The 15,564-nt window shown below is 39.9% G+C and carries 7 protein-coding genes; 3 read left to right on the forward strand and 4 right to left on the reverse strand.

The features are described 5' to 3' along the window. Positions 1 to 20 precede the first annotated feature (20 nt). A complete protein-coding gene (locus tag ACFFRD_RS17265) occupies positions 21 to 1,184 on the reverse strand; it encodes an endo-1,4-beta-xylanase (protein WP_392482479.1) in 1,164 nt (387 codons plus the stop codon). A gap of 1,164 nt (positions 1,185 to 2,348) precedes the next feature. Here ACFFRD_RS17265 and ACFFRD_RS17270 point away from each other — a divergent pair. Next, positions 2,349 to 4,700 (forward strand): adenylate/guanylate cyclase domain-containing protein, encoded by a 2,352-nt coding sequence (locus ACFFRD_RS17270; protein WP_392482480.1) that lies wholly within the window; start codon positions 2,349 to 2,351, stop codon positions 4,698 to 4,700. 122 nt (positions 4,701 to 4,822) lie between these two features. Here ACFFRD_RS17270 and speY read toward each other — a convergent pair whose 3' ends face one another. After that, positions 4,823 to 5,995 carry a deoxyhypusine synthase gene (gene speY, locus ACFFRD_RS17275; protein WP_392482481.1) on the reverse strand — a complete coding sequence of 391 codons (1,173 nt, stop codon included), beginning with the start codon at positions 5,993 to 5,995 and terminating at the stop codon, positions 4,823 to 4,825. A 264-nt stretch (positions 5,996 to 6,259) separates the two neighbouring features. Between speY and ACFFRD_RS17280 the strand changes: the two genes are divergently transcribed. Next, the gene (locus ACFFRD_RS17280; RefSeq protein WP_012408196.1) at positions 6,260 to 7,144 is read left to right on the forward strand and encodes a ParA family protein; all 885 of its coding nucleotides are present in this window, start codon (positions 6,260 to 6,262) and stop codon (positions 7,142 to 7,144) included. A gap of 234 nt (positions 7,145 to 7,378) precedes the next feature. After that, the gene (locus ACFFRD_RS17285; RefSeq protein ID WP_392482482.1) at positions 7,379 to 10,762 is read left to right on the forward strand and encodes an EAL domain-containing protein; all 3,384 of its coding nucleotides are present in this window, start codon (positions 7,379 to 7,381) and stop codon (positions 10,760 to 10,762) included. Positions 10,763 to 10,836: 74 nt separating this feature from the next. On the opposite strand, the gene ACFFRD_RS17290 is transcribed toward ACFFRD_RS17285, so the two are convergent. Then, complete coding sequence (locus tag ACFFRD_RS17290; protein WP_392482483.1) at positions 10,837 to 11,991, reverse strand: histidine decarboxylase; 1,155 nt, start codon at positions 11,989 to 11,991, stop codon at positions 10,837 to 10,839. Positions 11,992 to 12,420: 429 nt separating this feature from the next. Further along, complete coding sequence (gene ileS / locus ACFFRD_RS17295; RefSeq protein ID WP_392482484.1) at positions 12,421 to 15,297, reverse strand: isoleucine--tRNA ligase; 2,877 nt, start codon at positions 15,295 to 15,297, stop codon at positions 12,421 to 12,423. Between the last annotated feature and the right edge of the window lie 267 nt (positions 15,298 to 15,564).

A 15,564-nucleotide genomic window follows, 5' to 3' on the forward strand; every position in this document is an offset into this window, starting at 1 on the left:
ATTTACGTCTGGGTGAAGTATTAAGTTGCTTGCTGAAAAGCCTGGGCAATAGCGTTGCGAGCAAGTTTAGGTTGCAGGTTTTCATCGAAGGGAAGTGGACGCAGGAATTTCCAGAGACTTGGATTGTTTCTAAAGGTTTTTCCTGGCATCCAGTCGGGATGACGTATCCAGGTATGACGGTCGGTAATTCCCCATGTAATTACAGTATCAACTCCACCCGCAAAGCAGAGGTCAAGATATCGCTTGTAACTGTCGGCTACCATCTGGTCTAGCTTTTTGATACTATCAGGCAGTGGGGCATCAATGATAATATCTAATTCTGTGATTATTGGTTTAACTTGAAGATCATTAAGCCGTTTTAAGACAGAATTAAATCCTTTTTGGTCAAAACCATAGGCAGTAGAAAACCATAGATGTGATTGGATACCTGCACCATCAATTTTAACGCCACTATTCTTCAGGTATTCGACCATTTTTAAGAAACGATCTGATTTCCATGTAGCGCCTTCGATGCCGAAATCGTTGAGGTAAAATTTCTTGCTACTATCAACTGAAGCCGCAATTAAAAACAAATCTCGAATTAATTCTCGTTTTACCCCTTTACGCAAACCGTAGGTAGGATTATCAGCTTCATTTTCACTATCAGCGATAATTTCATTGGCAATATCCCAAGACTTTAAAACAGGGCTATTGCGATAATGCCCCATAACTCCTTTAACATGGCGCTCGAGCATTTTAAGAGTGGGGGGATAAGGTAGCCAGTCTGGTTTTCCCATGTGCCAGAAAAGGGTATGCCCATGCAATTGTATATTATGCTTTTGGCAGAAACCAGCGATCGCATCTGCTGACTCAAAAGTAAATTTTCCTGGCTGTGGTTCAGTGGCGTTCCATTTTAATTCACCATTTGGTGTCACTATCGAACATTCACGAGCAATTAGGTCAGCGTAACCCTTCTCTTGTAGCAAAAATTCACTAGAAACTGCTGCGCCATAACGCTTTCCTTTGGCTGCTGCTAATTGTCGAAGGGGAGAATTGACATTTGCGCTTGCACTTAGATAATTTGCCGTAGCAGCATTTGTGGTACCATCTTCCTTCTGCCTATCTTTTTGTAAAAACCCCATAGTCAATAAGGCAGAAAGGGTTGTGTATCCTGCTCTTTTTAAAAATTTTCTGCGATAAGGCATAAACGATATTTAATAAAAAGCACAATTTATTATATTACAGAATAATTTTTTATACTTTTTAAAGTATCGCACTTGCTCGACATCCCACCCTAAACTGAAGTGCAAGGCTGATAGCCAAAGTCCATTTAAGTGGACTGAAATCATCTAAATACTAGTCCTCTTTAGAAAAATGTCATATCCCCAGATGTGGGTAACGACAAGGCTTAAAAGGGTGTTAAAACTTTAACTTAACCATATTGCGAGTGGTTTTGTTAAACTGGCGATCGCTTATAAACTACGTTCTTGAGTATAAACTGCTGAAAACAAAACTTTATTCAATCGTCAATCCTCCAAAAGACATAACATATATTATTGATGCTTACTTAATTCTGATTAATCAAATCAAAAGCTTACTCGTAGCCGTTTTCGCTCAACCACACTTAGTTAAGTCATGAAAATCTCATATTTGATAAATTAATATTAATATCATTAAAAAAACTGAGTATTAACAACTTCTACAAATCATGATTAGACAAACTTGTCTTCTGAGCAAACATTTGAAACCACAGCTAAGGTAATTATTAATCAGTGATGTTATATTACCAATTGTTATTCCTAACTTAGGATTTATGAGTTATCGACAGAGTTTTGCTGTTATATAGTAATAATTAACTGGAATTTTTTCTTCTTACACCCTGAAATATCCTTTTTTGCTCTTCTTATTAAGAGGATGTTTGAAAAGTCCTCTTCTTGGTAACAAAACGTTTAGATCCCCCTAAATCCCCCTTAAAAAGCAGGGCTGTTTCATTCCATTTCAAACAGGATTTGTCAAGATGGTTAGCGAGAAAATTGTAAGTGAGGGTGACGAGAAGATGAACTTTTAAGCACTTGAACAACAGTAAAATTGTTCATTTTCTTGGCACGCTGGTAACAAAATAATCAATTTTAAATCGCTAGAACCCTTGATATTTAGCGCTCTTTAGGGAATGAAACAGCCCTGCCCTTAAAAAGGGGGACTTTGACTCCGGTTCTACCCTTTTTAAGGGGAGCCAGCGCGGTCTTAGGGTCTCCCCAAGTGGAGCGACTGGCGTGGGTTAGGGGGGATCAATGAGTGCCTAAAATCATAGCCAACTACTTTTAAAACAACCTCTAAAGATAAATATCAAGTTTTTTTATAAAACTACAATGAAAGACCAACTACTAGATCGGATTTTCAACAAACCTTCATTACTAGATAAATTTGAACATTTAGAACTGGATGATAATTTCTGCATTATAAATACATCAGAGCAAGTACAACGGTTTGCAGATAGTCCTGAAGAGATGATCCGGGGAAAAGATATCCGGCTAAGTTTTCCTGAGTTTATCGGACTTGAAAAGATTTTGCACGCTATTTTGCGAGGAGAGCAGCAACTATTTGATTTAGAAGCAATTGGACGACGTTCAAATCAGAAATATATATACATGAATATATATATTATCGGCAATCAAAATGAAAATAAATTTAGAAATAAATTAATTGTTTTCATTGAAGATGTTACAAATGAATTTATTTTAAAGCAAAGTTTAGCACAGCAAACTTATGAAGAAAAACTGCGAAAGGATGCTTTAACAGCATCCAATACTTATATGGAAAAAATTATTAATTCAATGCCAGATGCTTTGTTAATAACCAGTAGCAAAGGCAATGTTAAAAAAGTAAATAATGCTGCTCAAGAATTATTTGGTTTTACTGAAGAAGAATTAATTAATCGTCCACTATCTCTGATAATGGATGACGACCATTTTTTAATAGAATCAATTTTTAAAAATTATTATTTTCGGCAAAATTTTCAGAATTTAGAGGTAGTTTGTCGAACTAAAACTAGAGAAAAGCGGTTGATTGCTTTTTCTTGTTCAGTAATTCCGAAAAAAATACAAGGATTAGAAGATATTGTCTACATTGGTCGGGATATTACGGCTCGACAATACCGAGAACAGCGTACAAGTACCCAGTATGCTATCACTCGCATATTATCAGAATCCCAGAGCGTAAAGCAGGCAATTCCGCAAATTTTGCAGTCTATTTGTCAGAACTTGGGATGGCATTTAGGTGAACTTTGGGCACCAAGTCAATATATTGGCACTTCGGTACAGGGACACAGCATCAATGCAATATTAAGGTGTGTGGAAATTTGGTCAAGTCGAGTAATTTCTGTGCGAGAGTTTAAGGCAATCACCTGGCAAACTACCTATACTCCCGGTATTGGCTTACCTGGTCGAATTTGGATTAGACGTTTGCCCTTGTGGATTAAAGATATCACAGAAGATGGAGACACAAGGCGATCGCAACCTGCGGCTGAAGCTGGATTGCACGCAGCCTTTGGTTTCCCTATCTTAGACGATAGTGAAATCTTAGGAGTGATGGTTTTCTTTAGCCGTGACGTACAACCAAAAGATAAAGACCTATTGAAAATGATGGGTTCTATTGGTAGCCAAATCGCCCAGTTTATCAAACGCAAACAAGCAGAAGATGCTCTGATAGAAAGCGAAGAACGCTATCGTGATTTATTTGAAAATGCTAATGACTTGATTCAATCTGTCAATGTCTATGGTCGTTTTTTGTATGTCAATCTTGCATGGCAAGAAACTTTAGGATATAGCGAAGCTGAAATTGCGAATATGACCATTTTCGATATTATACATCCAGAGTTTAAACAAGAATGTTGGCAAAGGTTTTATCGCGTACTGTCAGGAGAAAAGTTCGATCAAGTGAAAGCGGCATTCGTTACTAAAGATAGTCAAACAATTTTTTTAGAAGGTAATATTAACTGTAAATTTTCTGAAGGTCATCCAGTTGCAGTTCGTGGCATATTTCGCAATGTCACCCAGCGAATAGCAGCAGAAGAAGCGCTGCGTCATCAGCAAGAAGAAACCGAACGTTTATTGCTGAATATTTTGCCAACCGTAATCTCCAAGGAACTGAAAGAAGAATCAGCTAACATTGCTGAAGAATTTGCTGATGTCACAGTTTTATTTGCAGATATTGTCGGCTTTACCGAAATTGCTGCTTCTATGAGTGCAATTCAAGTGGTAAACTTACTTAACTCGATTTTCTCAACTTTTGATCGCCTCACCGAACAATATGGTTTAGAGAGAATCAAGAACATTAGCGATGCTTATATGGTAGTTGGTGGCTTACCTACACGCCGTCCAGATCATGCTCAAGCGATCGCTCTTATGGCACTACATATCCAAACTGCGATCGCTCTATTTAATACTGAGAATAACCAAAACTTCAACATCCGTATTGGCATCCATAGTGGTTCCGTAGTAGCGGGAGTAATTGACCTCGACAAATTTACTTGCGGTCTATGGAAAAACACGGTAAACATCGCTAGCTGCATGGAATCTCAAGGTATTGTTGGTAAAATCCAGGTTACAGAAGATACTTATAAGTCATTGTGTAACGAATTTTTATTTCAAAAGCGGGGCGAAATTGAAGTTAAAGGGAAAGGGAAAATGACAACTTATTTTTTGGTTGGGCAAAAGGGATGAGGGGCATGGGGAAGAGGACAAGGGGACAAGGAGAATTGGGGACAAGGGGAAAGACTTGTTTCAAATTCTCACCTCTTGTCCCCTTGTCCCCTGCTCTCCTGCTCCCCTGCCTCCTCTACTCCCTATGTATTGGGAATCAGCCGCCCACAGGGATAAGTCGCTGTTTGCTTTTGGGCACTTTCAACCATTGCTATGGGAACCTGATCTGATGGTTGGGTTTTGGCTGCTAGATAGTCTTTTTGCAGTTTATCCAAAATAGCTTCTCGCTTATCGTAAACACGCTTCAGGGGACGAGGCTGGCACTTATTCAAGACGTATGCTGTTACCAGTGGTAGAGCGATCGTACTATCGGTATAACAAACAATTGTGTTAGGTAACTCTTCCGGGTCAATCTTACCCCAGCTAACGGCTTCTGATGGGGTTGCTCCAGACAAGCCGCCTGTATCTGGACGTGCATCGGTAAACTGCACAAAGTAATCGTGTCCTCGTTCTTCTAGCCCTAATACCTCATGAAGTTGCGGCTGAGTTTGTAGTAAAAAATTCTTAGGACTACCGCCACCGAGAATTACAGCCGCACTTTTACCGCCTGACTCACGGGCATTATATGCGATCGCAGCCGTTTCATTTACGTCAATTGATGGATCTAACACCAACTGCGAACCTTCCAAAGCCAAAGCCGCCACGTTCATCCCAATAGAGCTATCTCCTGGAGAAGACGTATATATAGGCACGCCATACTCATAAGCTGTAGCCAGCAAGCAGGAATGCTGCACACCCAGTTGCTTTTCTACTTCCCGAACATACTTACCTAGTAAATGGTGAAACTCAGCAGTTCCCATCCGCTTCTGAAACGCTTCCCCTTGTAAAATCTTGCGGATGAACGCATCGGTTTCTAGTAGCACATCGTAACCAAAGATAATGTCATAAATGCGAATAGTCCCTTCCTGACGCAGTTTCACATCATCTAAAAAGGGATTACCAGCAAAGAGTTCAAAACCCAAACCGTAATGCATATCGTGGTAAAGATTTGCACCAGTGCTAATCATCCAATCAATAAAGCCATTACGAATTAAGGGTGCAAGCGCTGAAACCCCAAATCCTGCTGGTGTCATCGCACCAGAAAGGCTAACTCCGACAGTAACACCTTCGGTTAGCACATCACGACTCAGAAGTTGGCAGATTTCCCGCAACCGCGCTGAGTTATAAGCAGTGAAGTATTGATCGATCAAATCCACTACATTGATATCATTTGATATAGGTGTAGGTGCAATTTTTTGACCCAGCTGTTTAGACATTTTGGCACTCCCGAACAGTAAACACGCCGAATCTAATGTTATCTAGCTTTCAACCAAAGTGATAGCAATTTAAATAGTACAGCAGGTAAATCCACCCACGGCACGGAGAAGTAGTCATTTCCCTCTGCTCCCTTCCCCTTGCCCCCTTGCCCCCTTCCTCTTCGTTGAGTTCCCAAAAATATTAAATTTAATGGAAGATTTAATAAATCGAGAGAGGTGTACGCTACCTAGATGTGAAGAATGCGTCAACAGAGGACTCAACCAATGGGATATGTAATTGCTACTGCAAACATGAAAGGTGGCGTTGGTAAAACCACCCTCACCGTAAACTTAGCTACCTGTTTAGCTAAAAATCATGGCAAGCGGGTACTTGTGCTTGATTTAGATAGCCAAATTAGTGCCACACTCAGTTTGATGTCGCCTTTAGATTTTGCCAAGCGTCGTAAACAAAGCAAGACATTTAGGTATCTGATCGATGAAGTTATAAATCCAGATCCACAAGCAAAACTCACAATTCAAGATATCATTCAATCCCAGGTTTGTAATCTTCCCGGACTGGATTTATTACCAGGAGATATCGACTTATATGATGAATTTGTTGTATCAGAAATGCTACATCAACAAGCAACTGCATTAGGTGAACAGGACTTTGAAACTATTTGGAATCGCTTTGAAAGAGTCCTGATTAATAACATTTTAAAACCAGTCCGTCAAGAATATGATTTTATCCTTCTCGATTGTGCCCCTGGATATAATTTATTGACTCGTAGCGCTTTAGCTGCCAGCGATTTCTACATACTTCCGGCGAAACCAGAACCCTTATCTGTAGTGGGTATTCAACTACTAGAAAGACGCATCGCCCAATTAAAAGACAGTCATGGACATGAAACCAAAATAGATATAAAAATGCTGGGAATTGTATTCAGCATGTCTACTGCTAACCTTCTCACTGGCAGATACTATAAACAAGTGATGCACCGCGTTGTCGAAGATTTCGGGGTAGAGAAAATTTGTAAAGTACAAATACCAGTTGATGTCAATGTTGCTAAGGCTGTTGATAGTTTTATGCCAGCTGTTTTAAATGCTCCCCAATCAGCTGGATCAAAAGCGTTTTTTCAGTTAACTCAGGAGTTATTGCAAAAGCTATAAAGACCTAATCAGTAAGCTAATGAGGGTAATATAGCAGTCTTAAATCATTCATTAAAAATTAGATCCCCGACTTCATAAAAGTTGCCGGGGATCTGGACAGCACGAATTTTCATAAATTAGATAGTATTGCTATAAGTAAGTTATCTTTTATATAAGTTCAGCACTTATACGGAAGCTATATGCAGCGAGATTCGGCTATTGAGTGAGAAGGTCAGTAAATCTTACTAAGAAACAATGCTTACTCAAAATTCTATACCGACAGAGAAAAATCAGAACTTGGTAATACGTTTACCACGGACTCTGAGTTATCTCGAAACCTGGGGCTTTGGCTTAACGGGTCATGTGGGATGGATTGGTACTGCCCCTATTATTCATGCGGCGTTAGGGCCTAAAGCGATTTTAGTTTGGTTTGTTGGCACGATTATTTCCTTTTTACTGAACTTGCAGGTGCAAAGTCTAGGTAGACGTTGGCCAGATGTCGCTGGAGGAACACCGAATTATACCACAAGGCTATTAAAAAATTTTCCTGGCTTAGGTCGTTACGTAGCATTAGGATACTTTTTTAGCTGGGCAGCAGCACCGGCACTGTATGCGATTATTCTCACAGACTTAATTAAAGTCAATTTTGGAACATTAGGTATTTCTTGTCCAGAAACTTTATTAAAAGTTTTATTTACAGCTATTCCTTTTATTTTAGCGTTCAGTGGCACTCGTGCTTTAGCGCTCTTGCATTTATTTTTTGTATTCCCAGCAATTTTATTACTGCTTTTGTTTTCTATTGAAGGCGTTTTATGGTTAATCTTCTCAAATGCTAGTTTTAAATTTATCCCAACTAGCACACATAGTCTGAGCTTTGAAGAATGGGCTAAGTGGTTTTTTCTGGCTAGCTATTCAATTTATGCTTGTGAAACCACTTCTTCTTTTGTAGCTGATAGCCATCATCCATATAAAACTTTAAGCTTCTTAACCGTAGCTGCTTGGCTAATTCCTCCAGTCTTTTTAGGTGGTTCTTGGGTATTAATGTGTTCGGGTCAAAATCCTACAATAGGTGACGATGCGTTCTTAAATCTGGTAGCGGCTTCTAAGCCTTTTTGGGGTGAATCTGCCTCTTTTCTAGCAACACTTTTAATTACTGTATCTTGCCTTCTAAGTTCTGCTACAGCAGTTTCCAATTCTCCTCGGATATTATACCAACTTGCTCTGGACAGACAGATTTCTCCCATATTTGCATTAGTTTCCCGTCAAGGTGTTCTTGGACCTGCTATCTTCCTGACTTTTCTAATCAGTTTGCTGTGTCTAAATTTGGGAAATGTATCTCAACTTGTCACAGTAGCAGGCACCTGTTATTTAATGTCCATTATGGGATTACATCTGGGATTATGGCTGTGTCGAGGAAAACCCCAGGTGTTATGGCCTTGGTGGTCACTTGGTTTTTTCTGTTTAGAAGCGGTAGTTCTAATAGTCGGAGGTTTAGCTTGGAATTGGAGAGATTTTTCAGTGGGATTATTATTACCCATTGTTTTGATGATTGGAGATGTTGGGCTACGTCGCTTAAGATTTGCGCCATTAGAGTTGGAATGGTGGACACAGCGTTACTATACTCGGTCTAGCACAAACAATTCAGACTTTCTGATACTACAGGTGATTGTCCTAGTATCATTAATTTGTATTACTGCTACAAGCAGTTGGGTTATCCGCGATTTATTAGGTAAAGTTTCTGATAATCCTCAAAATTCTTTACTAGCTATTCTGTTAGTAACGCTTTCTTTGATTGGAGTAGCGATCGCTTGCTGGACAACTCTACCACAAATCGTTGCTATTGATGAAGCACGCAAACAAGCAAAAAGTCTATTTATCACTACTCTCGATACCGTTCCAGATACTGTTTTAGTCTTAGATGAAAACGGTAAAATTTGTCAGACTAATGCTGCGGCTGAAGAATTATTTCAAACACACTCTCAAGAGTTGCTTGGGCAAAACTTGAATCAACTCTTGGTATGTTATCACGGCAAACCAAAGCAATGGTCTATCAGAACTGAGCAAACTTTAAAAATAAATCAAGGTCTAAGAATTGTTGAATCAACTATTTCACAGCCATTTAATTCTCAGCTACGGGAGTATGTTGTTATTATCCGTGACATCACTAAGCGGAAGTTAGTAGAGGAAGAATTAATCCAATATCGTTATCAACTTGAACAACTGGTTCTAGAACGTACTGTTGAACTTATCAGAGTAAATCAACAACTAGAACAAGACATTATCAAGCGTCAACAAGCACAAGAGCAATTACTTCACAATAGTCTTCATGACGGGCTAACTGGATTACCTAATCAACGATTATTTATGGAGCGAGTGCAGCAGGCAATAGAACGTACCAAACAGCACAATAATTATTTATTTGCCGTACTCTTCTTAGACCTAGACCGCTTTAAAGTTGTTAACGACAGCCTGGGACATCTACTAGGAAATCAACTTTTGATTGCAATTTCCCATCGGTTAAAGTCAGTTTTGCGAGGCGGAGACATAGTTGCTCGTTTTGGTGGAGACGAGTTCACCATCTTAATTGAGGACATTGAGGATATTAGCATCGCCATACAGGTAGCCGAGCGAATTAAAAAGGTGCTAGCTTTGCCATTTCAATTAAATGAGCATCTGGTATTTACTAATGCTAGTATTGGCATCGCTTTAAGTAAGCCAGATTATGAACAATCAGCGCATATTCTCCGCGATGCCGATGTTGCAATGTACCGTGCCAAATCACTTGGTAAAGCACGCTATGAGGTCTTTGACCAAAAGATGTACGAGGGTGCATCTTTGCTATTAGAGTTAGAAACTGCTCTGCGAAATGCACTGCTCAAACAAGAAGAATTTCGCCTTGATTACCAGCCAATTATTTCACTTATAACTGGCAAAATTATTGGATTTGAGGCCCTGATACGTTGGTATCATCCAGAACGAGGTCTTATTTCCCCTCAAGATTTTATTCCTCTAGCTGAGGAAACTGGAATGATTGTTAGTATTGGGCAATGGGTGCTTTCTGAAGCCTGTCAGCAAATGCACAGATGGCATCAACAATTTCCTAGCTCGCTACCTCTGACAATTAGCGTCAATTTTTCTGGGAAACAAATCACGCAACCCGATGTGTTTAAACAAGTTAAACATATTTTGCAGGAAACTGGACTAGAGCCATGCACCTTGAAGTTAGAGATTACTGAAACCCTGTTGATGGATAATTTTGAATTAGCTACCACCGTGCTTTCTCAGTTAACAGAGCTAAATGTCGAGATGCACATGGATGATTTTGGAACTGGTTATTCATCATTGAGTTATCTACACCGCCTACCTATCAAAACCTTGAAGATTGACCGCTCTTTCGTCACTAATATAGGTAGTCGAGGAGAAAATTTAGAAATTGTCAGAGCGATTGTGACATTAGCTCATAATCTCAATATGTCTGTTACAGCAGAAGGCATAGAAACTGTAGAACAATTAGCACAATTGAAGGCGTTACAATGTGATTACGGACAAGGGTATTTTTTCTTACCACCTATGGAAAGTGCAGAAGTAGAAATGCTACTGGCGGCTAACTTGTGTTACAAAAACTTTTTAAAGAGATAAGTTGTTTGGTATCGAATTCTGTTTGGAGAAACACCTTGTAAAATTGAGAAAGCAATTATACTTGAGGATCTACATTAGTGTTGTAGTACTGGCTGTAACTGGAAATCTTCTGCGTTATTAACTAACCCTTCTTCTAACAATAGTTCATTAATAAAAATATCGATTTTCTGGCGACCAATGTTTTGCATTATTATCATGTGTGCCGAGTTTTCAAAGACTGCTAATTGCCATTTTTTAATTAACCTTTGAGAAGGTTTTTGAAAAACTACTGTGTTGGAAAAGCTATTTAACATACATGGATATTCTCTGATTTGAAGTTGTTGGAAAAGATATTGAGCATTATGAATACAGGTCTTAGCCTCTTTAGCTAATCCATCATAACCTCTTGTTTGTACTGCATACCAGAGAATTAGGGGAGTATGACCATTTCTAGATCCCAGAATAGTTGTATCTTTTGAACCAATATATTCAATTTCTGTTTCAACTTTTTCTACCCATTTTTTCTTAGTTAAAACTACACCACAAGGTAAGGGAGAACCAATGAATTTAGCAGAAATAGCTACACTATCTATGGGTTTTTGAAAATTCACTTGCGGAGCGCCATCTAGAAACGGTAATATTAACCCTGAAAGTGCAGCATCACAATGAATGTAGTAATCTTTAATCTGATTGCGCTCTAAAATTTCTAGAACTTTGTCTAAGTTATCAATTGCACCTTTGACAGTAGTGCCAATATTTAAATTTATGATGGCTGGATAACGACGATTTTCGCTAAGTAGTTGTTCAAAATGGTCATAATTCATTTCTCCATTAATTTGCGAATTCACAACATTATGTTGAATGCGGAATAATTTCGCGGCTTTGGGAATTGAGTAATGAGAGTCTTGTGATGAGTAAAGAATCCCATTAGGGTAGATTTCTCTTGCTAAGAAAATTCCATATAAATTACCTTCAGTTCCACCAGCTGTAACATAACCCCAAAACTGATTTTCTGGAATTTTATAGAGGTGAGCAAAAAAAGCTAATACTTCTTGCTCAAACTTACGGGAATGGAGACCAAAATCTGGCTCAATATATGGGTCTCCAGCATTATTTAGCAGATGATTGAAAAATTTGCCGATCGCACTGTAATCACAACTTAAATTATACGGATAGCCTGCATGAAATTGCGATCGCTGTTCTATTTGCAGCAAAAAATCTGCCAACTCTTTAGCAACTTTACTTGACATATCTTTGTATCTCTTGAATTTTGATTAAGTTAATGGATGTTTTAATCGAAAATTTACGTATTAATCCATACCTTTATGTTTTCTTCACAATACTGTAATTCGGCTCTATACATGAAAAGGATATGGTGAAAGTACTTAGCAGGCTTCAGTAAAAACACCTGAGTTTTTGCTTACAAGTATATTACCCTTAGAAATTACTTACTTTACAAAATAGCTATAATGTGTATTACGTAAAATATCTTTTTCAGGCGGTGACTACAACCTGATTTAGCGTGAATTATACGGATGAGATAGTGTCTATATAATTACCTAAAAGAAAAGACCTCTCTCTGGTTTAGTACACAAAATTTTCCCTCTCCGAGTTGGAGAGGGAAAGGCTTGAACTTTATTTCAAGGTAGAGAGAGGTTCGTTGAACTCAGGTATATTTACTAGAACTCTCCGGCTAAGGCTGCAACACATCGTTCGCAAATTAACGGATGTTCTGCTGATTCTCCCACATGGGTGGAGTAGTTCCAACAGCGATCGCACTTTTGCCCCTCTGCGTTCACTACAGCAATTCCCCAGTCTTCCGTCTGCGCTGTATATTTTAATCCTTGCAACCCTTCAGCAGAATCTAATAATTCCACCTGGGAAGTCAGCAATAAATACCGCAGTTCGTCAATCCCGTTACCCTTCACAGGGTTAAAGGCTTTGATAGCATCGCCTAATTGTTTGTGAGGGATATGAATCAAAGCTTTGGCTTCCAGGGAAGAACCAATGAGTTTTTCTATCCTGGCTTGTTCCAACACCTTATTAACATCGGTGCGGAGTTGTCGTAGCGTTTCCCAAAATTCCGCTAAATCTGGATTACGCCATTTTTCCTCAACCTGCACCCAACCGGACTCAAATACCGATTTGTAAGGTGTTTTGTAGGGGAGATATTGCCAGATATCTTCGGCGGTGTGGGATAGTACTGGTGCGATCGCTCGTGCTAAATTATCTAAAGCTATTTTCAGCACCGTTTGACAACTGCGACGGCGGAAAGCATCCTTTGCACTGATGTACAGCCTATCTTTGGCAACATCCAAATAAAAGTTGGATAAATCGACTACGCAGAAATTCTGTACTGTTTGGAAAAAGCGGAAGAACTGGAAACTATCAAAGGCTTCGGTTACTTCCTCAAATACCTCGGTGATGCGGTGCAGCATATAACGGTCAAGTTCTGGCAATTCCTCAAAGGGAACTGTATCTTTTTCTGGGTCAAAATCATCCAAGCTACCCAGCAAAAACCGCGCTGTATTGCGAATTTTGCCTCTGACATCATTCATCTGCTTGATGATGTTTTTGCCAATTCGGACATCGCCGGAGTAGTCAACCGATGATACCCACAATCGCAAGACATCTGCACCGTAAGCCGGTTCTACTTTTTGATTTTTCCCACCTTCAATGATTGTATTTGGGTCAACCACATTTCCTTCTGATTTGCTCATCTTCCGGCCTTGTTCGTCTAAAGCAAAGCCGTGAGTTAGCACAGTTTTGTAAGGTGCAATGTCATTTACCGCTACACTGGTCAGCAAGCTTGACTGGAACCAACCGCGATGCTGGTCGGAACCTTCCAAATATATATCAGCAGGGTAGCGTAACTCTGGACGCTGTTGGACGACAGCTGCCCAAGATGAGCCAGAATCAAACCATACATCCATTGTGTCTGTACCTCTGCGGTAAGACTTACCATTATTACGATAGGATTCTGGTAATAATTCCTCAACGGATAATTCCCACCAAGCATCAGAACCCTTTTCAGCGATAATTGCTTGAGCGTGGTTGATAATTTCCTCATTCAGCAGTACTTCTCCGGTGGCTTCATCGTAGAAAACGGGAATGGGTACACCCCAAGCACGTTGACGAGAGATACACCAATCGGAACGTTCCGCCACCATTGGCGTGATGCGATTTTCACCTTGGGCTGGAATCCATTTTACCGTGGCGATCGCTTTTAGTGCTTCTTCTCTAAATCCTTCTACCGAAGCAAACCATTGTTCAGTAGCACGGAAAATCGTTGGCTTCTTCGTCCGCCAATCATAAGGATATTTGTGGGGATATGCTTCTTCTTTCAGCAAAGAACCAGCCGCAGCCAGTGCATCAATCACCGCCTGATTTCCATCACCCAGCACATTTAACCCCGCAAATTCTCCCGCTTCTTCGGTAAAATTGCCATTGTCATCTACTGGTGCCAGGATGGGTAAACCGTAGCGCTGACCAACGATGTAATCTTCTTGACCATGACCGGGTGCAGTATGTACCAATCCAGTACCCGATTCAGTTGTGATGTAATCACCGCCGACAACAATCGGACTTTCACGGTCAAATAAAGGATGACGGTAAGTAGTATGTTCTAAATCATTTCCCTTGAACGTGGCTTTTACAGTTAACTCAACTCCCAAGGTTGAAGATAAACGTTCGACTAAATCAGCAGCAACAATGAGGTATTTAAAATTACTCTGCGCCTCTGACTGGGAAACTTCCACCACTGCATAGTTCAAATCTGCATTCACCGCCACCGCCAAATTCCCCGGAATTGTCCAAGGTGTAGTTGTCCAAACAGCCACACCCAAATCTGACTGATATTCCGCCAACAGTGGTTTTACAGCTTCCGCCAAACTTGTGATTGCAAAAGCTGCATAGATACTACGGGAAACGTGACCTTCAGGATATTCCAACTCAGCTTCAGCCAAAGCGGTTTTAGAACTCGGACTCCAGTGAACCGGCTTTAAACCGCGATAGATGTATCCTTTCAAGAACATCTGACCAAATACGCCAATTTGAGCCGCCTCGTATTCCGGCTTCAAAGTTAGATAAGGGTTGTCCCAATCACCCCAAATACCGTAGCGTTTAAAATTTTGGCGCTGGTTATCTACCGTAGCTAAAGCAAATTCTTTCGCTTTTTGCCGCAGTTGTAAAGGCGTTAAATTTTGCCGTTCTGCTGACTTCATATTCTGCAAAACTTTCAACTCAATTGGCAAACCGTGACAATCCCAACCAGGAACGTAGCGAACTTTACGCCCTCGTAACATTTGGTAGCGATTAATAATATCTTTGAGAATTTTATTTAAGGCATGACCAATATGGAGTGAGCCATTAGCGTAGGGAGGCCCATCGTGCAGTATAAATAATTCGCCGGGGTTATTTTCAAAAAGGCGATCGTAAATTTTATTTTCTTCCCAAAATTTTTGGATTTCAGGCTCGCGCTTGATGGCGTTTGCCCGCATATCAAAGCTAGTCTTGGGTAGGTTTACAGTATCTTTGTAACTTCCTGGTTCGGTCACAGTCTCATGCCTAGAATTAGGTGTGTAGGTTTTATTAATTATAGGAGATGCCAGGAAAACCAAAATTCGCTTTTTGAACGCGAGTTTGATAGACCTCTCCCTACCTTGAATTTTCGTTAATAAAGTTGCAAATATAAAGATAGGACTTTTCCACAAGAGCGTAGGCGTAGACATCGCCACTTTAAAATTCAGATGGATTAAACGTAGGTTGGATTGATGTAACGAAAGCCAACCTACATTTAATGCACAATTTTAAGCTTGACACAG

Source organism: Nostoc sp. C110 (assembly GCF_043099725.1).
Classification (GTDB): Bacteria; Cyanobacteriota; Cyanobacteriia; order Cyanobacteriales; family Nostocaceae; genus Nostoc; species Nostoc muscorum_A.

Excerpts from the sequence above, each read along its gene's own strand:
- ACFFRD_RS17265 (WP_392482479.1), bottom strand. The coding sequence starts at position 1,184 with ATGCCTTATCGCAGAAAATTTTTAAAAAGAGCAGGATACACAACCCTT.
- ACFFRD_RS17270 (WP_392482480.1), top strand. The coding sequence starts at position 2,349 with ATGAAAGACCAACTACTAGATCGGATTTTCAACAAACCTTCATTACTA.
- speY (WP_392482481.1), bottom strand. The coding sequence starts at position 5,995 with ATGTCTAAACAGCTGGGTCAAAAAATTGCACCTACACCTATATCAAAT.
- ACFFRD_RS17280 (WP_012408196.1), top strand. The coding sequence starts at position 6,260 with ATGGGATATGTAATTGCTACTGCAAACATGAAAGGTGGCGTTGGTAAA.
- ACFFRD_RS17285 (WP_392482482.1), top strand. The coding sequence starts at position 7,379 with ATGCTTACTCAAAATTCTATACCGACAGAGAAAAATCAGAACTTGGTA.
- ACFFRD_RS17290 (WP_392482483.1), bottom strand. The coding sequence starts at position 11,991 with ATGTCAAGTAAAGTTGCTAAAGAGTTGGCAGATTTTTTGCTGCAAATA.